Origin of the sequence: Lutibaculum baratangense AMV1 (assembly GCF_000496075.1) — a bacterium.
GTDB classification, from domain to species: Bacteria; Pseudomonadota; Alphaproteobacteria; order Rhizobiales; family Tepidamorphaceae; genus Lutibaculum; species Lutibaculum baratangense.
This window is the reverse complement of the sequence record NZ_AWXZ01000018.1, coordinates 15888-37044: the sequence shown is the minus strand read 5'-3', so window position 1 is coordinate 37044 and position 21157 is coordinate 15888. Positions and strand designations below refer to the sequence as shown.

The window sequence follows — 21157 nt, the reverse complement described above, 5'->3', positions numbered from 1 at the left end:
AGACAAGGTGAAACCATGGCCGAAGAGACCGCATGGTCTTACGTGCTCGACGAGCCCGTAAGACTTCTGGCCGCCGACGACGATCCGATCCTGCGCGAGTTCGCGAAGGTCCATCTCGCGACGCCGCAGGCGACGGTCGAGGCTGCGGCCGACGGGGACGAGGCTTGGCGGAAGCTGCAGGAGGAGGAATTCGACCTCGTCCTCCTCGACATCGACATGCCGGGCAGGGACGGCTTCGAGCTCCTGCGGCTGATCCGCTCCGATCCCCGGCTCTCGGGCCTGCCCTGCGTCATGCTGACCGGCCGCGAGGACATCGCCTCGATCGACCGCGCCTATGCGCTCGGCTCGAGCTCCTTCGCGACGAAGCCGGTCAACTGGCGGCAGCTGAGCTACCACCTGCTCCACGTCCTGCGCTCGGCCCGAGCCGAGCAGGAGCTGCGGGCGCGGCCCCAGGCACCGGCCGCGCGGGCGCAGGAGGCGGATGGGGAGCGCGTCAGGTTCTCGCTCGAGACGATCGAGCAGGCGGCAATGCTGCTTGCGGAGGAGGCGCGCGACGAGGCGACGGCGAGCCGCCTCCAGACCATCGTCACCGAGGCGCGCCGCGCGCTGCGGACGCTCCTCCCGCCGGAAACGCCGGAAGGCTGAGCAGGTGGCGCGTCAGCAGTCGAACCCGAACTCCCGCATCAGCTCCGCACGCGTGCGCACGGGCCGCTCCTCCGGAATGGCCATCGGCTCGCCGCCGGTGCGGCGGTAGAGGCCGGGCGAGACCTCCTCCCAGTAGGAGGCACCCATGGCGCTCGCCTGCCTGAGATAGGCGAGATAGTCGTCGAGGCAGCGGAAGCGCCGCTCGCCCGCGAAGGGCAGCCCGCCGACGCCCGCCCCCTCCGTCACGGCCGGACCGGGCGTCATGTCTCCCCCCATCGCCTCGGCGGAGGCCGCGCCGGCGCCGAGAGCGGCGATGGACGCGACGAGTGCCGCGGCGATCGCCGTGGACCGTTCCGGACCTCCCGACGTCCGATCCTCGGCGTTCCGCAGCCTTGCCGGGGCCGATCCGGACTGCCCACTCACCCGCCTCATCTCCCCGCACCTCCGCCGCGACCCGTTGAGAACCAGCAGAATTTGCCCAATCGCTCCTGCGAAATCTGCCGCCTCTCCCCGGAAGCCGGTAATTCCACCTGCTCTTCCGAAGAGATCACAATCCATTCAGTGACATGATGCGACTTTGCCGGTATCCGACTTCCTGCTAGCCTTACCCTAAAGGAAACCCGAAAACGGGCAGGGGTGGGGCAGTTCGATGGGGATCTGGCAGGGCGGTTTCGAAGAGTGGCTCGGTGACGGAGCAACCGGCGAGAGCGAGGGCGCTGACCTGGAGGACCTGAAGAACAGGTTCGCGGACGGCGGAAGCGATCTCGACAGGTGGGCCGGGCTCACCGCCTTGACGGGCGGCCTGCACAGCCGGTTCTGGCACCCGGACGAGCCCGCAGCCGCGGGCGACACGCTTCTGGAGGTGCTCGCGAAGTATCGCGACCTCCTCGCATCGCAGACGGCGAGCGCGGAAGAGGCATTCGACTGGGAGCGGCCGCAGCTCCTGGCGGACGACTTCCGCGACCTGCTGCAGTCGAGCACGGGCACCTTGGATGACGACGGCCTGCTCAGAGTGTGGACGGGCTTCCGGTCGCTGCTCGACGAGATCGAGGACCTGGTCGTCGGTGACCGCCCCGCGAACGATCCGCTGGCGCAGGGGTGGCAGACATTCACGAACCTGCTCGACGCCATCGAGGACCTGTTCGAGAGCGCGCGGTCGCCGGACGCGGCCGGATCCGCCGGACCGCTCACGGACACGGCGTCCACCTCCAGCGAAGCCGACGACGATGCCACCACCGGCATCTTCGATCCCGCGGCGGGGCTCCTGGCCATCAGCGACCCGAAGGCCGCCGAGCTCGGACCCTATGATGCGCCGATCGGCTCGCTCGACGCCGCCCCGATCTCCAAGTCCGGTCCCAACGAGGGCACCGGCATCACGAGCTCGCCAACGGTGGCGATCGGGCTCGACGGCTACACGAACGGAGACATCTCGTTCGCCGGGGAGCGGGACTCCTTCTCGATCACACTCGAGGCTGGGAAGACCTACTCGATCTACCTCTTCGGCAACAGCGCCGGCAACACGAACTCTCTGGCCGACACCGTCCTCAGGGTCTACGACGATGCCGCCCTGACGAACCAGATCGCCTTCAACGACGACGGGGCGAAGGGCTCGGGTCAAGGCTTCTACTACCTTAACTCCTATCTCGATTTCTCTCCCTCGACGACAGGGACCTACTATCTCGAGGCGGCCGACTTCGGCGACGATGGCACGGGCCAGTACTCGATCATCGTCGAGGACATGACGGTCAACCAGCCGACGGACGCCGTCGACTGGGGCGTGAACGTCTACGACCCGAACATCCGGGTCTATTTCGCGAATGCCGGCGAGACCTATGACGGCACGACGTCGCTCGGCTGGGATCCGTACATGATCGACGCCTCGATGCACGGGCTCGAGACGATGGCGTCCTACACGGCCGAACTGACGGTCACGCGCACACTCAATCCCGCCGACGCGAACCTCTTCCTCGTCACCTACAACGCGAGCGACGGGTCGTCAGGCAGCTTCGGCCCCTCGGGCACGCTCGGCGCGAATGTCGGCAAGTGGAACCTGCAGTCGAGCAGCTTCCTTGCGCCGGGGCTCTATACGAACAACTGGGATCCCGGAAACGGCGCCTATCACACGCTGATCCACGAGTTCGGCCACGCCCTCGGCCTCGCCCACGCGCACGACATCGGCGGCATCTCGCCGGTGATGAACGGCGTGACCTCGTCCACCGGCGACTATGGCGACTTCGACTTCAACCACGGCGCCTTCACCATCATGGGCTACAACTACCGGGGCGACACGAACGGGTCGGCGCCGGGCGGCACTGCGCCCAGCCTCCTTGACAGATACGGCTTCGCGCTCGGTCCCTCGACGCTCGACGTCGCGAATCTGCAGGCGCGCTACGGCGCAAGCACGACGATGAACAGCGGCGACTCGACCTTCACGATCGTCGACGCCAACGTCGACGGCACCGGCTTCCGCACGATCCACGACGTCGGCGGCAACGACACCTTCCAGTACACCGGCAACAAGAATGCGACGATCGACCTCCGGGCCGCGACCCTGCTCTACGAGGAAGGCGGCGCGGGCTACGTCTCCTTCGTGGAAGGCGTCTTCGGCGGCCTGACCATCGCCCACGGCACGGTGATCGAGAACGCGGTCGGCGGATCCGGCAACGACCGGATCACCGGCAACGCCGCGGACAATGTCCTGACCGGCAATGCCGGCAACGACACGATCGCTGGCGGAGCCGACAACGACACGCTGATCGGCGGCGCCGGCGCCGACGTGCTGGGCGGCGGCGCGGGCGTCGACACGGCGAACTACGCCTCCTCGGGGGCGGCCGTCCAGGTGTCGCTGCAGAACGGCACGGGCAGCGGCGGCGACGCCGAAGGCGACACCCTCTACTCCATCGAGAACCTTGTGGGCTCGTCGTTCGGAGACATTCTGGTCGGCCACGGCGGCGCGAACGCGCTCTATGGGCTTGCGGGCAACGACACGCTGATCGGCGGCGCCGGCGCGGACATACTGGCCGGCGGCGGGGGCGTCGACACGGCAAACTACGCTTCGTCGGGCGCAGCCGTTCAGGTCTCGCTGGAGGCCGGCACCGCCACCGGCGGCCACGCGGCCGGAGACGTGCTCTACTCCATCGAGAACCTCGTCGGATCGAATTTCGGCGACAGGCTGACCGGCGACGCGGGCGGCAACCTGCTCTTCGGCCTCGGCGGCAACGACACGCTGATCGGCGGGGCGGCGACGACACGCTCGTCGGCGGCGCCGGAGCCGATGTCCTCGGCGGCGGCGCGGGGATCGACACGGCGAACTACGCCACGTCCGGCGCGGCCATCCAGGTTTCGCTGCACACAGGCACGGGGACCGGCGGCCACGCCGCCGGCGATACGCTCTACTCCATCGAGAACCTCGTGGCCTCGGATTTCGGAGACCTCCTGGCCGGCAACGGCGCCGCGAACGCGCTCTACGGCCGCGGCGGCAACGACACCCTGATCGGCGGGGCCGGGGCCGACACGCTCCATGGCGGTGCGGGCAACGACACCGCGAACTACACCGCCTCGAACGCGGCGGTCGACGTCTCGCTCAACACAGGAACGGGAAGCGGCGGCCATGCGGCGGGCGACACGCTGCTGTCGATCGAGAATCTCGTCGGCTCGGCCTTCGGCGACAGGCTGACCGGCGATGCGGTCGGCAACCTGCTCTTCGGCCGCGGCGGCAACGACACTCTGATCGGCAGAGCCGGCGACGACACGCTGATCGGCGGCGCCGGCGCGGATGTCCTCGGCGGCGGCACCGGCATCGACACGGCGAACTACGCCTCGTCCTCGGCTGCCGTGGCGGTGGGCTTGTGGAACAACACCGCGTCCGGCGGCGATGCCGAGGGCGACACGCTCTATTCCATCGAGAACCTCGTCGGATCGAATTTCGGCGACACGCTTGCCGGCGACGCGGGCGCGAACACGCTCCATGGCCTCGGCGGCAACGACACGCTGAACGGCGGCGCGGGCAACGACACGCTGTATGGCGGAGACGGCGACGACCGGCTGATCGGCGGCTTGGGCAACGATGTCTTCGTCTTCGACACGGCCTTGAACGCCGCGACGAATGTCGACGAGATCACGGGCTTCGTCGTCGCCGACGACACGATCTGGCTCGACGACGCAGTGTTCGCGGCGCTGTCGGTCGGCGCCCTGTCGGCCTCGTCCTTCCGCATCGGCGCCGCGGCGGCGGATGCCGACGACCACGTCATCTACAACCAGGCGACGGGCGACCTCTTCTACGACGCCGACGGCGCGGGCGGCGCAGCGCAGATCCGCTTCGCCACCCTGAACACCGGCCTCACCATGACGGCCGCCGACTTCATGGTCGTGTGACGGCCACCCTGCGAACGGAGAGGGCCCGCGGGCACAGCCACCTGCCGGCCCCGCCCCCTGCCCCGGATTTCACTCCGGCTGACTTCCCGAGGCGACGCCCCGAGAGAGACAACCGCTGGCGCAGGCCTCTGTGCTAGTTTTCGGGGCGTTTCCCGCCCGGCATATAACCCCGCACGGATTGCCGCCGAGAACCGCCCGTGAGCGCGCCTGACACAAAGCTCATATGGAAGAGGCAGGCCTGCTGCATCTGCGCGCGCCTTCAACTCGACGGCGAGGCAGGCAAAGGCCCTCGTTCTCCGGCGTTACGTAGAGCCGCGCATCTCCCACTCCTCCGGAAGAGCCCCGAAACGGCCACGACAGAACTCATAGATCGGTAGCATCAATTCGTACAGGCGCGGCACCAGTGACTCGGGAATTTCCTCTGATTCCCCCTTATGTACATGTCGGGCCGACAGATCCTCTCGGAGCTGTTCTGAAAAATGGTTTATACCTAAAAAGCCTGTCAGGTTCGCGAAGGAACTGGGAGAAACACCGTTCCTAAAAAAATCTTCATAGAAAACATACATTACTCTTTCATTCTCAAGGCCAGCTTTATCAATATTTAATATAGTCCTTTTGTAGTTTGATCGCGCAGGTATCACTCCACGCGATTGGTCCAATCTGTTGTTCGCAATCTGATCAGCTCGCTTGCCCGACCTCTTGGCTTCCATTCTTATTTGTGACCAAAAACGGCCGATCGGATCGCGCATCATAAATATGATCTTGGCGCCCGGAAATATTCTTACGATATTCTGAAAGCCTCGTGGAGGAAGAAGAGCGTACTCCGGTGTAATGTCACCGCATACCCGCTTTCCCCGCGCGAAAGAGGTCACGTATCGTTTGTATGAAGCATCATCATGAATTCCAAAAAACTTGCTTAAAGCAATAGTCTCTTGCGGGACAGGAGAAAAACGGTCGCGATACGGCTGTCTAGACCCCAGAGAAATCTCTGCTTCAGTAATATATTTCATAATTTGTTGAGAAAAAGTCGAAAGGCGCAACTTAAAGTGACCTTCACCAATATATTTCTCGTCGAAATAGTGGAGCTCCTTGATCGGAGAGAGGCCGACATCCGGGTGAGCCGAAAGAGCCTCGTAGAGCCAAGTCGTGCCCGACTTCTGCGCTCCGATACAGGTAAAATACCTCACGGCACTTCCTTTAGATCACAACGGCCGATGCCGGCGCTCCGGCAACGGGGTCCCATACCCGGACGTGCGACAGCCGGTCAAGCAACTTGAAGCGGCATGGAGGAGGTTCGTTGACAGCGGGGAAGGCGGGTTCTATGGCCGAGGAGAACCCCGGGTCCACGGTCGGCCCTGATCGGAATCGTCCTATGACAGATGAGAGCACGCTCGCCGCCATGCGGCGGGTTTTCGATCCTTCCCATTATCGGCGGCAGCTGGGTGGCGCGGCCGTCCAAGGCGACCTCTTCGATCACTACCGGGCCATCGGCCGCAGGAAGGGCCTCTCGCCGTCGCCCTATCTCGACCTCGGCTGGTACAAGCTCACGAACCCGGAGCTCGCGGACACCGAGATCGACCCGCTCGAGCATTTCGTCACGACGGGAATTCCCTACCACAAGGATCCCCACCCCGCCTTCCGCGCGCACTGGTACTGGAACACCTATCTGAAGGACACTCAGGCCGAGGCGCGGCCGTTCGAGCATTACGTGAGCGAGGGCTGGCGGCTCGGCAACCGTCCCTGCCCGATGTTCTGGGCCGAGTGGTACGCGAAGACCTATCTCCGCGGCGTGGCTCCGACCGATCCGTTCCTCGACTATATCCTCGGCGGCTGGCGGGACCGGAACCCGAACCCGCTCTTCGACGTCCGGCACTACATCCATGCCAACGGCCTCTCGAGCGATCTCCAGCCGGACGCGCTGTCGCACTACATGCATGTCGGCTGGTCCAAGGGCTTCACGCCACATCCGCTGGTCGATCCCGTCTATTTCGCCGCGCGCACGCAGCGAACGCTCGCGGATCTGAAGCGGTCGCCGCTCGAGGAGATTCTGTCGGATCCGGAGGCGCCGAGCCCGCATCCGCTCTTCGACGTGGATTTCTACCGAGAGCAGCTCGCCCGCGATCGAGCGGCCTCGGAGCATGCGGAACTCCACCCGCTCGTCGAGTATGTCGAGCGGGGCCATGCGAGCCTTCTCGATCCGCACCCGTTCTTCTCCAAGCGCACCTACTACCGGCACAGCCCCGACGTCTTCGAGGCGGCACAGGACGCGCTGTTGCACTATTTGCACGGCGGCTGGAGCGAGGGGCGGGCGCAGCCCCACCCCCTCTTCCATGCGGCGCATTACGCGCGGGCGACGCCGGAGGCGGCACACACGAACCCCCTCTACCACTACCTGACCGTCGGGTCGCGCCTCGGCCTTCACTGCCGTGCGCTGGAGGAGCCCGACCAGCGCACGAAGCCGCTGCCGGAGGCGAGGCGCGTCTTCGACGTGCCGAGCGACGAGGTGGTCATCGAGCCGGACGATACGGACGCCCTCGAAAGGGCGAGAATCGGTGTCTTCGCCCACATCTTCTACACCGACCTCGCCGAAGAGATCGTCCCTGCTGCGAACAACGTGCCCGGCAACTGCACGCTCTTCATCAGCACCGACACGATGGGCAAGCTGCAGGAGATCCAGGCGACCTGCGAGGCGATCTCCCGCCATCCCTTCGAGATCCGGCTCCACCCCAATCGCGGCCGCGACATCGCGCCGATGGTGGTGGGCTTCCGCGACCGCCTGCGGGAGGTCGACTTCGGCGTTCACGTCCACACGAAGAAGTCGCGCCACTACGCCCAGGAGTTCGAGGCCTGGCGGCGGTACCTGATCGCCGGCAATCTCGGCAGCGAGGCCACCGTCCGCAACATTCTGGGCCTCCTGTCGCGCGAGAAGGCAGGTGCCTACGCGCCGGACCACTACGAGCCGATCCGCAAGCTCATCCAGTGGGGTGGCGACTTCAGGCTCCTGTCGGGCCTGATCGACCTCCTGGGCGAGGAGCTGACGCGCGAGCACGTGCTCGACTTTCCCTCGGGCTCGATGTTCTGGTTCCGCGGAGAAGCGCTCGCGCCGCTCCTCGACCTCAACCTCACGCTCGACCATTTCGATCCCGAAGCGGGCCAGGTGGACGGCACGCTCGCTCATGCGATCGAGCGCGGCTTCTTCTACTTCGTGGAGATCGCCGGCTTCGACTATTATGTCGGCCGCTCGGTGGAGCGGTCCCGGGCACGGGATCTGACGCCGCGGCCGAACCGCTTCTTCCCCTGCCGCCGCGACAAGGGGGAGCTGCGCCACTACTACCCGGAGACGACGCTCTTCCTCGCGCGCAAATCAGACGTGGAGAAGCCTCGCTTCAATCTGCTCATCCCGACGGTGGATACGAGCCAGGGCTATGCGGGTGTGGCCACCGCGCTCGACCTCTTCCATGCCGTCCGTGACGAGCTCGGTGACGCGTTCGACGGCCGCCTCATCGCCACGGACGCCTCGCCGGGCCCGCAGTACTTCCCGCCGCAGGGCCACGAGCTGGCCTCGCCGGTCGGCCTCGACGTCGCGGACATGGACACCGTCTTCGACGCCGCGCAGCGCCACCGCTACCCGTATTTCGTCCGCGACAACGACGTCTTCCTGGCCACCGCCTGGTGGACCGCACAGAACGCAGTCGATCTCCTGCGCCAGCAGGACGATCTGTTCGGCCAGCGTGATCGCTTCTTCGCCTACATGATCCAGGACTACGAGTGCGGCTTCTATGCCTGGTCGACGAAGTACGCCCTCGCGGATGCGACCTACCGCCACCCCGGGCGGACGATTCCGATCTTCAACACCCGGATCCTCTGCGACGACTTCGTGAGGATGGGCTACTACGAGGGCGGCCACGTCCTCCTGCCGGGGATAAACAAGATCTTCCAGGGCTTCCTGCGCCGCGAGACGCCGAAGGAGAAAATCGTCCTCCTTTACGCGCGCCCGCACGCGGAGCGGAACTGCCTGCCGTTCCTCGACATGCTCGTCGCCTCGGCCCTCCGGGCGGAGCCCGAGCTCTGGAGCGGCTGGCGGTTCATCGCGATCGGCGAGGACTTCCAGGCGGACGAGCTCCGCGCCTGCCGGCAGATCGAGGTCCAGGGGCGGCTGAGCCTCAGGGACTATGCGGATCTCGCCTCGCGCGCCGCACTCGGCGTTTCGCTGATGGTGTCGCCCCATCCGAGCTATCCGCCGCTGGAGATGGCGGAGGCGGGCGTGCTCGTGCTCGCGAACACCTACCGCTCCAAGGATCTCTCGGAAACCCACGACAACATCACGAGCTTTGCGAGCTTCGACGTGTCGGAGGTGGCGGCGACGCTGGGCGATCTCGCGCGCCGCTGGCAGGCCGACCCGGCCGCCGGGTGGCGCGGCCAGGCGAAGATCGACTGGTTCTACGGCGGCTCCTCGAACATGGCGGAGGTTGCCTCCGCGGTGGCGGCAGAGATCGTCCGGCGCCTGCGATAGCGCTCAGCCCATGAACCAGCCGCCGTTGAGGTGGAGCGTGTGGCCGGTGACGAAGCGGCCCGAGGGCCCGCAGAGATAGAGCGCGGCGGCCGCCACCTCGTCCGGAGTGCCCGGCCGGCCGAGCGGGACGGGCCGCTCCTGGAAATGCGGCGGCACGTGGTCGCGCTTCGTGTCGATATAGCCGGGCGAGATGCAGTTCGCGGTGACGCCCCGGCCGGCGAGCTCGGCCGCGAGGCCGCGCGTGAGGCCGACGACGCCGGACTTCGCCGCCACGACATGCGCCCGGCCGCCGATGCCGGAATGGGCGGCGACGCCGGCGATGTTGACGATCGCGCCCTGCCCGCCGGCCGAGAGATGCGGGATCGCCGCCTGGCAGCAGTAGAAGGTCGCGTCGAGGATGCTGCGCATCACGTCCGTCCAGTCCTGGGCCGAGATCTCCTCGATCGGCGCGTCGCGCCGCAGTGCGGCGTTGTTCACGAGGATGTCGAGCCTGCCGAACCGTTCGACCGCCGCCGCGACGAGAGCTCTCGCGGCCTCGGGGTCGCCGAGGTCGCCCAGATGGCTGGCCGCCCGGCCGCCGCGCCCCTCGATCTCGGCCACGACGGCCTCGACGTCGCCTCGCGAGGACCTGGCGTGGACGACCACCGCGGCCCCTTGCGCCGCGAGCTTAAGGGCGATCGCACGACCTATGTTGCGGGCGCTGCCCGTGACGATCGCCACGCTCCCCGCAAGCTCGCCTCCCTCCGCGCCGTTCGCCATCGCTCGCTCCTTCAGGGTTCCGCTCGTGTGGATGAGGTCCCGCGAGGGCCGCGAGCCGGGGGCGCTGCCGGTCCGGGCGTGCCAGCCCGTCCGGCAGCGTCCGTCATTCCTCTAGGCTCGATCTTCGCGGGAAGTAGGTTCGCATCGCCGACTGCAGCATTCCCGCGATCCGCCCGCCGATCACCGGTCCGAGCAGGGACAGCACGGTCAGGGCGAAGAACAGGTTGCAGATCGGGCTTTCGAAGAAGCGCAGCCAGTTGCTGTCGAAGATGATCATCGACTGCGACCACGACTTCTCGATCAGCCCGCCGAGCACGAGCCCCATCACGAAGGGCGCGGGCCCGAAGCCGTGGCGCAGCGCGAAGAAGCCGATCACGCCCGCCGTCAGCATCACCCACACGTCGAACATCGTCTGGCGGTAGGCGTAGGCGCCGATCATCGCGAAGACGAAGACGGCCGGCCAGAGGAAGGTGCGCGGGATCAGGCTGATCAGGGCGAAGACCTTCACGCCGGCGAGGCCGACGAAGAGGAACATGAAGTTCGCCAGGAACATCGCCGTGAAGATCGCGTACATGAACTCCGGCGTCTCCTCCATCAGGAAGGGACCCGGCCGGAAGCCGTGCATCATGAGGGCGGCGAGGATGATCGCGGTGGTGCCGCTGCCGGGGATGCCGAGCGCGAGCGTCGGCACCATGGCCCCGCCCGTGCCGGCATTGTTCGCGGCCTCGGCGCCGGCCACGCCCTCGATCGAGCCCTTGCCGAACTCCTCCTTGTTCTTCGACCAGCGCTTGGCCTCGTTGTAGCCCATGATGGCGGCGACCGTGGTGCCCTCGGCGGGCAGGATGCCGATCAGCGTGCCGATGACGCTCGAGCGCAGGATGGTGACGCGGCAGCGCCGGAAATCCTCCCGGCTCGGCAGCTTCAGCGCCGCCGAGCGCACGACCTTCTTCACCTCCTTGGTGAACTGCGACTGGTTCAGCATTTCGGAGATCGCGAAGATGCCGATCAGGACCGGCACGAAGTCGATCCCGTCATAGAGGGCCGGCATGCCGAAGGTGAAGCGCTCGATGCCGGTCACGAGGTGGATGCCGACGGTGGAGACGAGGACCCCGAAGGCCCCGGCGATCAGGTTGCGCAGCGCCGACTTGCCGCTGATCGCGGCGAGCATGGACAGGCCGAACAGGGTGAGCGCGAAATACTCCTGGGGCCGGAAGCTGAGCGCGATCGCCGCCAGCAGCGGCGCGGCGATGATGAAGATGACGAGGCTGAAGAGCCCGCCGCCGACGCTCGCGGCGGCCGCCATGCCGAGGGCCCGCCCCGCCTCGCCGCGCTGCGCGAGCGGGTAGCCGTCGAACGAGGTCGCGACGGCCGGCGGCGCGCCGGGCGTGTTGATCAGGATCGCGGTGATCGAGCCGCCGAAGGTCCCCGCGCAGTAGAGCGCGGCCATCATGCAGATGGCGAGCACGGGATCGAGCCCGATCGTGAAGGGCAGGAGCAGCGCCACCGCCATCGTCGAGCTGAGGCCCGGCAGGGCGCCGACCGTGATCCCGATCAGGACGGAGACGAAGATCAGGAGGAGGCTCGTCGGCGCCATGATGAGCGAGATGCCCGTCATGATTGAATCGAGGTCCACGGGGCTCTCTCCTATTCGAAGAACTGGCCGGGAATGCCGGCGACGAGATTGACTTCGAGCAGCACCGTGAAGACGAACCAGACCGCGATCGGGAGCCCGATCGCGAACAGGGCCATCGCGGCATAGCGGCGCTCGCCCCAGAGCCACGGGATGACGGCCGTCACGAGCACCATCGCCATGAGCGACCCGATCCACTGCGTCAGGAACACGACGGCGATGATCACGGCGCCGGTCAGGAAGACGATCGGGCGCGGCGCTTCCTCACGCCCCCGGTCGATGTCCTCGCCGCCGTCGGGCTTCATCCGGTGCTCGAAGGGCAGGAAGAGCGCCATGATGATGATCGCCCCCAGCATCAGCCGCGGAAAGACGGTCGGCGGCGCGTTCTGGGCGAGCGAGGCCGGGATCTCCGGGAACGTCGTCGTGTCCCACCAGAGGATGGCGCAGATCCCGAGCAGGACGAGCGCCAGCACGAGATCCGTGCGGTGGACCGAGAGGGGCGCCGGCCGTCGCTCGGCGCCCCCCTCCGTCTGCTGGTGATCAGCAGGGTTCATGATGCAAAGGTCCTCGGAGCGCCCGCTCGCGCAGGGCCTACTGGTTCGCCAGGCCGAGGCGGTCGATGACGGCCTTCTCCTCGGCATACATCTCCTTCAGCTGGGCGTCCCACTCCTCGCTGCCGGCGACGCTGTCGTCGGGATCGAGGCCGGAATCGGTCAGGTACTCCTTGAAGCGGTCGCTCTGCATCGCCTTCACCAGCGCGTCGGAGAGCTTCTGCACCCGCTCCGGCGGCGTGCCCGCCTTCACCATGTAGCCGCGGGTCGTGTAGACGGAGACGTCGTGGCCGTTCTCGGCGGCGGTCGGAACGTCCGGGAGATCCTCGACCTTCTCGTCGGCCAGCACCGCGATGGCGCGCAGCTCGCCGTTCTGGATCTGGCTCAGCGCCTCGCTCACATTCGCGAGCGTCGCGTCGATCGCGCCCGAGCGCAGGGCCGTGATCATCTCGCCGCCGCTGCCGAAGGGCACGACGCGGAACTCTACGCCGGCCGCGTCCGCCCACCGGGCGATGCCGATATGCTCCGTGCCGCCGACCTGCGCCACGCCCCAGTTGAGCGCCCTCTCCTTCGAAGCCTCGATCATCTGGTCGTAGCTCTCGATCTCGCTGTCGGCGCGCACCACGATCAGCGAGGGGTCCTGCATCGCGCGCGCCAGACCCGTGAAGTCGTCGATCGACGCGGGCGAGTTGCCGCGCGCGATCGAGTAGAGATGGGTCGGCGTGAAGGCCACCACCGTGTAGCCGTCCGCCTCCTTGCTCATCGCATATTCGTGCGCGGAGCGGGCGCCGCCACCCTGCTTGTAGACGATGACGAAGTCCTGCCCGAGTTCGGCCGTGGCGGCATCCATCCACATGCGCGCGGTGATGTCTGTGCCGCCGCCCGGTGCTGCGTGCGAGACGATCTCGATCTTCTTCGTCGGAAAATCGTCCTGGGCGAGGGCGCTGCCGGCCAGCCCGAAGGCCGCGAGAGCCACGCCCGTGGCCACCGCCCGCCTGAGGGAGATCCGTCCCTCGAACATCCTGGTCCCGTTCATTCTCTTCCTCCCGAGTGCCGTTTTCTTCGTTCGGCTCGTTTTGTTTGCCGATCCAGGCGCCGGAAGAGCGTCGACGCGCCCCCCGCCCATTCACGCCGGATTGTCGACAGTCTACACAATGACGCGTCGTGGGTGCCGCAGCAAGCCCCCTTGTCGATCGAGCGTAGGACGGAGTTGCTGCCTTCGCAACTACTCTTCTAAAGTCTGGGGAGGCGAAGGCGGAGCAGGGGGTGACGGATCGTGGTCACGACGCAGCCGACACTGGATGATCTGCTCGAGGAGCGGTTCGGACGGCCGGGAGCGGCGGGCCTCGCCGGGCTCGACGCGCTGGCGGGACCGCTCCGGCCGATGCTCGACCGCCGGTCATGCCGGTCCTACGCGAGCCGCCCCGTCGAGCCCGCGCTTCTCCACCTCGTCCTCGCCGCCGGCTTCTCGATGCCGACGAAGAGCGACCTGCAGCAGGCCGACGTGGTGCGGGTGGCCGACGCCGCGCTCCGCGAGCAGGTTCTCGAGGGCGTCGCAGGGGCCGAGTGGATGCTCGCGGCGCCCGAGTTCCTGGTCGTGTGCGCCGACGGAGCGCGGCTCGCGGGGATGTTCGAGCGCACCGGCAGGACCTTCCCGAACGACCATTTCGACGCGGCGTTCAATGCCGTCGTCGATGCGAGCCTCGTCCTCGGCGGCATGGTCGCTGCCGCGGCCCTCCTCGGCCTCGGCACCTGCCCGGTGAGCCAGATCCGCAACGATCCGGAACGCGTCGACCGCCTGCTCCGCCTGCCGCCCCGCGTGATCCCCGTCGCGGGCCTCTGCCTCGGCTGGCCGGCGGAGGCAGATACGGTCACCCCGCGCCTCGGCCTCGATGCGACCGTTCACGAGGATCACTTCGGCGAGGGGCCGAGTTTTGCCGAGACGCTGGCCGAATACGAGGCGCGGCGGCGCCTCCGCAAGCCCTACCGGCGCCAGCGCGCCGTCGACCGCTTCGGCGAGGCGGCGACCTATGGCTGGGAGGAGGACAAGACCCGCCAGTACACTGAGCCCCAGCGGCAGGGTTTCGGGACCTATGTCCGGCGCAAGGGCTTCAAGCTCGACTGAACGGCTAGGCGAACCTCCGTCCCCTCGTGTTGCATTGGCCGCATCAGCGTAGTAGCCATAGCAACAACTAATCTGGGAAGCCTACGTCGCGACGGGGAGAGACAGGTGGGGTGGCAGCACACAAGGGCGGGCCGGGGAAGGCCGTCGAGCGGCATCGGGCGACACCCCGCTGCGCACGGAGCGTGCCATGGCCGTTGAACGCGTCGTCCTCAGGCGCCTCAGGCTGCCGCTGATCCGGCCCTACCGGCTCTCCTACCGCACCTTCCAGGAGTTCGAGCCGTACCTCGTCGAGGTGACCGACAGCGAGGGGCGCTTCGGCTTCGCCGACGCCCATGTCTCGCCCGGTTCGAGCAGCGAGACCCGCGAGGGCGCCTGGGCCTTCGCGGTCGCACGGATCGAGGAGATGCTTGGCCGGCCGGTCGAGGAGGCGAAAGCGCTCGTGCTGTCCCGCTTCGAGGAGAGCAAGGTCGCCGCCACCGCGATCGTCTCCGCGCTCGAGGTTCTCGAGCACAATCCCCAGCTCGACATTCCCGAGGACGTCGAGCTGCCGCTCCTGACGCCCGTCAATTCCACGGACCTCGCCGAGATTCCGGCGGAGATCGAGACATGGCTCGGCGCGGGGTTCCGCACCTTCAAGGTCAAGGTCGGCAAGGATGTCGAGGCCGATCTCGCCCGCGTGGCGGCGATCCAGAGGGCTGTCGAGGGCCGAGCGACGCTCAGGCTCGATGCCAACCGCGCCTATGACCGCGAGCAGGGCATCGCATTCGCCTCGCGCCTCGATCCCGAGGGGATCGAGCTCTTCGAGCAGCCCTGCTCGTCCGAGGATTGGGTGGCGAACGCCGCGGTCGCCGAAGCCTCCGTCGTGCCGCTGATGCTCGACGAGCCGATCTGCACGCTGTCGGACATCGAGCGGGCGGGCACGATCCCGAACGTCCGCTTCTGCAAGCTGAAGCTGAAGCGCTTCGGCGGCCTGGACCGGCTGCGCGAGGGGCTCGACGCCGTGCGCGCGCACGGCATGGAGCCGGTGCTCGGCGACGGGCTCGGCAGCGACGTCCACAACTGGCTCGAGGCCTGCGTCGCCCGCACGACGATCCGCAATGCGGGCGAGTTCAACGGCTTCCTAAAGCCGCACGAGCGCCTGCTCCGCCCCACGATGAGCTTCGAGCGCGGCTCGATCCGCCTGCCGGCGGGCTATCGGCCGGAGCTCGACACCGAGGCGCTTCAGCGCCTGACGACCGAGGCGCTCGCCTTCGGCACGACGACGAGAGAGAGGGAGAGAACCCACCATGGCGCATGAGGCACTTCTCGCCGAGCTCGACCGCCGCCGCGAGGACGCCCGCCGCATGGGCGGCGGGAGCAAGCTCGACAAGCGCCGCGAGCGCGGCCAGCTCAACGCCGAGGAGCGGCTTTCGGCCCTCGTCGACGAGGGCAGCTTCCTCGAGGTCGGGCTCCTCGGCGCCTCGGTCTTCGACGACGACGCCCCGAACACGCCGCGCGACGGCAAGATCACCGGCTTCGGCAAGGTCGACGGCCGCGACGTCGGCGTCGTCGTCAACGACTTCACGACGAAGGGCGCCTCGACCAGCGCCACGAACTCCAAGAAGATGGGCTATGTCCGCAAGGTGTGCACCGAGAAGGGCATGCCGTTCCTCCATGTCGGGGAGTCGACCGGCGCCCGCCTGCCGGACGCGATGGGCTCGAAGGGCATGGGCGCCCTTCTCGGCAACGACACGACGCAGTTCCGCCGGATGCGCGACACGCCGTGGGCGGCGGCCGCCCTCGACACGGCCTTCGGCTCCTCGGCGTGGCTCTGCTGCTGCTCCGACTTCGCGGTGATGAAGAAGGGGTCGATCATGTCGGTGTCGAGCCCCCGGCTCGTGTCGATGGCGATCGGCGAGAAGGTCGACCTCGAGGAGCTCGGCGGATGGCGGCTGCATGCCGAGCAGACCGGCCTCATCGATCATTTCGTCGACACCGACGAGGAGGCGATGGCGGCGATCCGCCACTTCCTCTCCTACATGCCGAGCCACAACGGCGAGCTTCCGCCCGTGGCGGAGGTGAGCGAGGGCTCGGGCGAGAACCAGGAGGCGATCCTCGACATCGTCCCGGAGAAGCGCACGCAGGTCTACAGCATGAAGAAGGTCGTCGCGGTGATCTTCGACCGCGACTCCTTCTTCGAATTGAAGCCCCGCTTCGGCAAGTCGGCGATCGTCGGCCTCGCCCGGCTCGAGGGCCGGCCCGTCGGCGTCATCGGGAACAACCCGCAGGTCGGGGGCGGCGCGCTGTCGGCCGAAGCCTGCCGCAAGATCATCGACTTCACGGTGCTCTGCGACAGCTTCAACCTGCCGATCGTCCGCCTGATGGACACGCCAGGCTTCGTCGTCGGCACCGACGCGGAGCGGCGGGGCGCGCCGGGCCAGATCATGAACTTCATGAACGCGACCTGCCTGACGACCGTGCCGCAGGTCACCGTGATCTGCCGCAAGGCCTATGGCCGCGCCTATGTCGCGATGGGGGGCGGCGCCCACAACGATGCGATGGTCGCCTGGCCGATGGCCGAGGTGAGCTTCATGGACCCAGTCTTCGCCACGAGCATCGTCCATAACCTCACGGCCGGTCAGGAGGGGTTCGAGGACGCGCTCGCCCATATCCAGAAAGACCTCGAGATCTGGGACATGGCGCGCATCTTCTCCGCCCACGACGTGATCAAGCCGCAGGAAACCCGCGCCTATCTCGCCCGCATGCTCGACATCCAGCGGCGGCGGCGCTCGGGCGGCATCGGGCAGCACCTGATGCGCAGCTGGCCGACGAGCTACTGAGGGGGTGGCAGGAAAGATGGACATGACGCCTCCCGATCCCGCCGCGATCGTCTCCGAAGCCCTGTCGCAGGGCCGCACGTCGCTCGGCGAGGCCGAGGGCAAGGCCCTGCTCTCGGCCTTCGGCGTGCGCGTGCCGCGCTCCGCCGTGGCGCACGCCGCGGCCGACGCCGAAACCCTCGCCGCGTCGATGCAGGCGCCGCTCGTCGCCAAGGTCGTCTCCCCGGAGATCCTGCACAAGTCGGATGCCGGCGGCGTCGCGCTCCATCTCTCGACCCCGGGCGAGGTCCGGACGGCGGTCGAGCGCATGTCGGCCCTGCCTGAAATCGCCTCCGCCCGTGTCGAGGGCTGGCTCGTCGAGGAGATGATCCCGGCCGGCCGCGAGATGGTCATCGGCGGCGTCCGCGACCCGCAGTTCGGCCCGATGATCATGGTCGGGCTCGGCGGCATCTTCGTCGAGGTGATGAAGGACGTCTCCTTCCGCCTCTGTCCGATCACGCGGCACGACGCCGAGGCCATGCTCGCCGAGCTGAAGGGAGCCCCGCTCCTCGACGGCGTGCGCGGCCAGGCGCCGGCCGACAAGGCGGCCCTCGTCGACATCATGCTGAAGCTCGGCGGCGAGGACGGGCTCCTGATGCGCTTCGCCGGCGAGATCTCCGAGATGGACGTCAATCCCGTCATCGTCGGCGAAACGGGCGCGGTCGCGGCGGATGCCCGCTTCCTCCTCTCTAAGAGCGAGGCGACACCAGCCGCAGGCCGGGCCGGCGGGTCAGGCTTGAGCCTCGAGACCTTCCGCCCGCTCTTCGAGCCGCGCACCGTCGCCGTGCTCGGCGCCTCCACGAGGGACGTGGCGATCGCCAACACCTTCATCCGGCGCATGAAGGAGTTCGGTTATCAGGGCGAGATCTACCCGATCCACCCGCAGGCCGACGAGATCGAGGGCCTCAAGGCCTATCCGAGCCTCGCCGACACGCCGGAGCCCGTCGATTACGCCTATGTCGCGGTCGGCGCCCAGCGCATCCCGGACGCCCTCGGCCAGGCGAATGGCCGCTGCCGCATCGCCCAGGTCATCTCGTCGGGCTTCGGCGAGGTCCAGGAGGGCCGCGAGCTGCAGGAGGATCTCGTGCGCAAGGCGCGGCAGGCGGGCGTGCGGGTGCTCGGCCCGAACTGCCTCGGCACCTATTCGCCGCGCGGCGGGCTCACCTTCCCGTCGAACGCGCCGAAGGAGACGGGCACGATCGGCGTCGTCTCTCAGTCGGGCGGCCTGTCGACCGACATCATCAAGCGCGGCCAGTGGCGGGGCATCCGCTTCAGCGGCCTCGTGACGATCGGCAACAGCGCCGACGTCGAGCCGCACGAGCTTCTCGACTACTACCTCGAAGACCCGCAGACGAAGGCTGTCGGCCTTTACCTCGAGGACGTGAAGTCGGGCCGCGCCTTCTTCGACCTCCTGCGCTCGAGGAAGGCGACGAAACCGGTCGTGATCCTGAAGGGCGGGCTGTCGAATCTCGGCCGGGCCGCGGCGGCCTCCCACACCGGGGCGCTCGCCGGCGACGACCGCTCCTGGCGCGCGCTCGCGACCCAGACGCCGGTCGCGCTCGTCGAGACGGTCGACGAGTTCATCGACGCCCTGCTCGCCCTCCAGCACCTCAGCCTGAGGCCCGAGAAGCCGACGAAGTCCGTCACGCTCTTCGGCAATGGCGGCGGGTCGAGCGTGCTCGGCACCGACATCTTCGCCAAGTACGGCCTGGACGTCTCACCGCTCGACGGGGAGGCGCGCCGGCTGCTCGAGGCGATGGGCCTTCCGCCCGGCACGAGCGTCGCGAACCCGATCGACACGCCGGTGCGCACGCTGCAGGAGAAGGACGGCTGGGTCGCCGGCGAGATCCTCGACATCGTCTACGAGCACGCGCGGCCCGATGCGGTGGCGATGCACCTGAACCTCGCGGCCTTCGTCGGGCGCGGCACGGTCGATCCGGTCGGCAACCTCTTCGCGGTCGTCGAGGAGACGCAGCGGAAGTGGCCGGGCATCGCCCATTTCTGCCTGGCGCTACGCACGGACGGCTCGCCCGAGCTCGACGACAAGAGGCGGGAGTACCGCGAGAAGGCGCGGGCGGTCGGCGTGCCGGTCTATGACGAGATCCCCGCCATGGCCCGCGCGCTCGCGGCCGTCGGCCACCTCGAGCGGCGGCTGGCGCGGACCGGCCGCTGAGGATCCGTCGTCAGAGGCCCGTGCGGCGCTTGAAGGAGGCCGCCTGCTCGGGCGAGAAGCAGCCGAGGCGCAGGTCGCGCAGATGCGGCCCGAAGGCCGCGTTTATCTCCTCGCCGAACCGGGCGAAGATCTCGGCCATGTAGTAGTCGTGGCGGATGAGGGATTCCGCGACCGTCACGATCGGCCGGTTGCGCGAGTGCGCGGCGATGAACTCGTCCGTCATCGCCGCCGTCAGCATCTCCACGTGGTCGACGGCGAGCGTGAACAGGTTGTCGGCCGTGCCCATACGGACGCCGTTCGCCTCGTGGATGTAGATCCGGCAGCGGTCGGTGAAGCGGAACTCGTCGGCGTCGAAGCCGAAGAGCACCATCAGGATCTCGACGCCGCGCTCCGCCGCCGCCTTCAGCGCCTCCTTGTGGAGCCGCACCACGTCGTCGGACGCCTTGATCCAGATCGACTCGCGGCTCGACGCGATCAATGCCGCGATCCGGTCGTGGACGACGGGCTCCCCGCGCAGCGTCCAGACATACTGGTCGTCGGCCTTCGGCGCGAGGGATGTGAGCCGGTCGGCGAGGTCGGTGCAGAGCGACTTCGTCTGGCGCGCGATCGAGGCGAGGAACTCCTCGGGCTCGGCCGCGACGTAGCGCACCGGGTTCTCGCTCACCGGCAGGGCGGCGCCGCGCTTCGTGAGGGATTCGAGCGCCTGGTACGTGTTCGGCCGCGGCACGCTCGCCGCCTTCGCGATCTCGTAGGCCGTCGCCGGGCTCTGCCGCAGAAGCTGCACGTAGACTCGCGCCTCGTACTCGGTGAAGCCGAGCCGCTTCAGATCCTGCAGGAGGTCGCTCGAAGCGTCCTGCGTGACCGCCAGTTTCCCCGCCAATGCGCCTCTCTCGCGGCTCTTCCGCCGTCACGTCCCTGGTTGATCGGGGCGCCGGTCGATGCCGGCGCCCTCACGGCAACGCATCAGAAGCGCGACAGGAGCCGCCACGCAACCGGCAGGAGTGCCGCAGCCAGCGCCGCCTTCACGACGTCGCCGAGGAGGAAGGGCACGACGCCGAGGGTCACGGCCTTCTCGGGCCCGACCAGCACGGAGAGCCAGCCGGCCCCGCAGAGATAGATGACCGCCGAGCCGAGAAGCATCGCGAGGAAGACGGTGCCGGCGGGCCGGCTCCAGCCGCGCTCGGCGAGCCAACCGACGAGCGCGACCGCCGGCAGGTAGCCGAGGAGGTAGCCGGCCGTCGGTCCCGCGAGATAGGCGATGCCGCCGCCCGCGGCGAAGACCGGCAGTCCGACCGCGCCCTGTGCGAGATAGAGCGCGACCGTCGCGGTGCCGAGCCGGCTGCCATAGGCGAGCCCGATCAGGAGCACGGCGAAGGTCTGCATCGTCACCGGCACCGGCCACATCGGCACCTGGATCTTCGCGCAGAGCGCGATCAGCAGGCTGCCGGCCACAGCCAGGGCGGCCGACCGCGCGACCGTCGTCTCGCGGCCCAGCGCCGCGCGGGTGAGCACCAAGTTCGTCATGTCCCTCA

Annotated in this window: 15 protein-coding genes and 1 pseudogene; 8 read left to right on the top strand and 8 right to left on the bottom strand. The window is 68.0% G+C overall.

Annotated elements, in window-relative coordinates; genetic code table 11:
- Positions 1-15: 15 nt before the first annotated feature.
- Positions 16-645 carry a response regulator gene (locus N177_RS07255; RefSeq protein WP_023431634.1) on the top strand — a complete coding sequence of 210 codons (630 nt, stop codon included), beginning with the start codon at positions 16-18 and terminating at the stop codon, positions 643-645.
- Positions 646-657: 12 nt separating this feature from the next.
- Here the strand turns inward: N177_RS07255 and N177_RS07250 are convergent, their stop codons facing one another.
- Positions 658-1068 (bottom strand): hypothetical protein, encoded by a 411-nt coding sequence (locus N177_RS07250; RefSeq protein ID WP_023431633.1) that lies wholly within the window; start codon positions 1066-1068, stop codon positions 658-660.
- Positions 1069-1294: 226 nt separating this feature from the next.
- Here N177_RS07250 and N177_RS20535 point away from each other — a divergent pair.
- Both N177_RS20535 and N177_RS07240 read left to right on the top strand, forming a co-directional pair.
- A pseudogene (locus N177_RS20535) lies at positions 1295-3874 on the top strand (M10 family metallopeptidase C-terminal domain-containing protein); the annotation flags it as partial.
- A gap of 182 nt (positions 3875-4056) precedes the next feature.
- Positions 4057-5019 carry a calcium-binding protein gene (locus N177_RS07240; protein ID WP_051402281.1) on the top strand — a complete coding sequence of 321 codons (963 nt, stop codon included), beginning with the start codon at positions 4057-4059 and terminating at the stop codon, positions 5017-5019.
- A 302-nt stretch (positions 5020-5321) separates the two neighbouring features.
- Here the strand turns inward: N177_RS07240 and N177_RS20960 are convergent, their stop codons facing one another.
- Entirely contained in the window at positions 5322-6206 is an 885-nt protein-coding gene (locus N177_RS20960; protein ID WP_081718424.1) for a sulfotransferase, read from the bottom strand.
- A gap of 185 nt (positions 6207-6391) precedes the next feature.
- Here N177_RS20960 and N177_RS20530 point away from each other — a divergent pair, with 185 nt between their 5' ends.
- Positions 6392-9532, top strand: coding sequence for a rhamnosyltransferase WsaF family glycosyltransferase (locus N177_RS20530; protein ID WP_051402280.1), 3141 nt, complete (start codon positions 6392-6394; stop codon positions 9530-9532).
- 3 nt (positions 9533-9535) lie between these two features.
- On the opposite strand, the gene N177_RS07230 is transcribed toward N177_RS20530, so the two are convergent.
- The 4 genes from N177_RS07230 to N177_RS07215 form a co-directional block, all read right to left on the bottom strand.
- Positions 9536-10291 carry a 3-oxoacyl-ACP reductase family protein gene (locus N177_RS07230; RefSeq protein ID WP_023431628.1) on the bottom strand — a complete coding sequence of 252 codons (756 nt, stop codon included), beginning with the start codon at positions 10289-10291 and terminating at the stop codon, positions 9536-9538.
- A gap of 103 nt (positions 10292-10394) precedes the next feature.
- Positions 10395-11924 carry a tripartite tricarboxylate transporter permease gene (locus N177_RS07225; RefSeq protein ID WP_023431627.1) on the bottom strand — a complete coding sequence of 510 codons (1530 nt, stop codon included), beginning with the start codon at positions 11922-11924 and terminating at the stop codon, positions 10395-10397.
- 11 nt (positions 11925-11935) lie between these two features.
- Positions 11936-12475 carry a tripartite tricarboxylate transporter TctB family protein gene (locus N177_RS07220; RefSeq protein WP_023431626.1) on the bottom strand — a complete coding sequence of 180 codons (540 nt, stop codon included), beginning with the start codon at positions 12473-12475 and terminating at the stop codon, positions 11936-11938.
- Positions 12476-12512: 37 nt separating this feature from the next.
- Positions 12513-13508, bottom strand: a complete 996-nt coding sequence (locus N177_RS07215; RefSeq protein WP_023431625.1) for a Bug family tripartite tricarboxylate transporter substrate binding protein — start codon at positions 13506-13508, stop codon at positions 12513-12515.
- A gap of 240 nt (positions 13509-13748) precedes the next feature.
- On the opposite strand from N177_RS07215, the gene N177_RS07210 reads away from it, so the two are divergent.
- From N177_RS07210 to N177_RS07195, 4 genes are all read left to right on the top strand, one after another.
- Entirely contained in the window at positions 13749-14597 is an 849-nt protein-coding gene (locus N177_RS07210; RefSeq protein WP_023431624.1) for a nitroreductase family protein, read from the top strand.
- Positions 14598-14784: 187 nt separating this feature from the next.
- Positions 14785-15894: a mandelate racemase/muconate lactonizing enzyme family protein gene (locus N177_RS07205; RefSeq protein WP_023431623.1), complete on the top strand. Its 1110-nt coding sequence runs from the start codon at positions 14785-14787 to the stop codon at positions 15892-15894.
- The gene (locus N177_RS07200) at positions 15884-17416 is read left to right on the top strand and encodes an acyl-CoA carboxylase subunit beta (protein WP_023431622.1); all 1533 of its coding nucleotides are present in this window, start codon (positions 15884-15886) and stop codon (positions 17414-17416) included. The genes N177_RS07205 and N177_RS07200 overlap by 11 nt, the downstream gene beginning before the upstream one ends.
- A gap of 22 nt (positions 17417-17438) precedes the next feature.
- On the top strand, positions 17439-19625 hold the full coding sequence (locus N177_RS07195) for an acetate--CoA ligase family protein (RefSeq protein WP_023431621.1): 2187 nt from the start codon (positions 17439-17441) through the stop codon (positions 19623-19625).
- A gap of 10 nt (positions 19626-19635) precedes the next feature.
- Here the strand turns inward: N177_RS07195 and N177_RS07190 are convergent, their stop codons facing one another.
- Complete coding sequence (locus N177_RS07190) at positions 19636-20505, bottom strand: TrmB family transcriptional regulator (RefSeq protein ID WP_023431620.1); 870 nt, start codon at positions 20503-20505, stop codon at positions 19636-19638.
- An 83-nt stretch (positions 20506-20588) separates the two neighbouring features.
- Positions 20589-21149 carry a biotin transporter BioY gene (locus tag N177_RS07185; RefSeq protein ID WP_040485336.1) on the bottom strand — a complete coding sequence of 187 codons (561 nt, stop codon included), beginning with the start codon at positions 21147-21149 and terminating at the stop codon, positions 20589-20591.
- Between the last annotated feature and the right edge of the window lie 8 nt (positions 21150-21157).

Coding starts and splice junctions, on each gene's coding strand:
- N177_RS07195 (WP_023431621.1), top strand. CDS start 17,439: ATGACGCCTCCCGATCCCGCCGCGATCGTCTCCGAAGCCCTGTCGCAG.
- N177_RS07185 (WP_040485336.1), bottom strand. CDS start 21,149: ATGACGAACTTGGTGCTCACCCGCGCGGCGCTGGGCCGCGAGACGACG.
- N177_RS20530 (WP_051402280.1), top strand. CDS start 6,392: ATGACAGATGAGAGCACGCTCGCCGCCATGCGGCGGGTTTTCGATCCT.
- N177_RS07255 (WP_023431634.1), top strand. CDS start 16: ATGGCCGAAGAGACCGCATGGTCTTACGTGCTCGACGAGCCCGTAAGA.
- N177_RS07220 (WP_023431626.1), bottom strand. CDS start 12,475: ATGAACCCTGCTGATCACCAGCAGACGGAGGGGGGCGCCGAGCGACGG.
- N177_RS07200 (WP_023431622.1), top strand. CDS start 15,884: ATGGCGCATGAGGCACTTCTCGCCGAGCTCGACCGCCGCCGCGAGGAC.
- N177_RS07215 (WP_023431625.1), bottom strand. CDS start 13,508: ATGAACGGGACCAGGATGTTCGAGGGACGGATCTCCCTCAGGCGGGCG.
- N177_RS07230 (WP_023431628.1), bottom strand. CDS start 10,291: ATGGCGAACGGCGCGGAGGGAGGCGAGCTTGCGGGGAGCGTGGCGATC.
- N177_RS07205 (WP_023431623.1), top strand. CDS start 14,785: ATGGCCGTTGAACGCGTCGTCCTCAGGCGCCTCAGGCTGCCGCTGATC.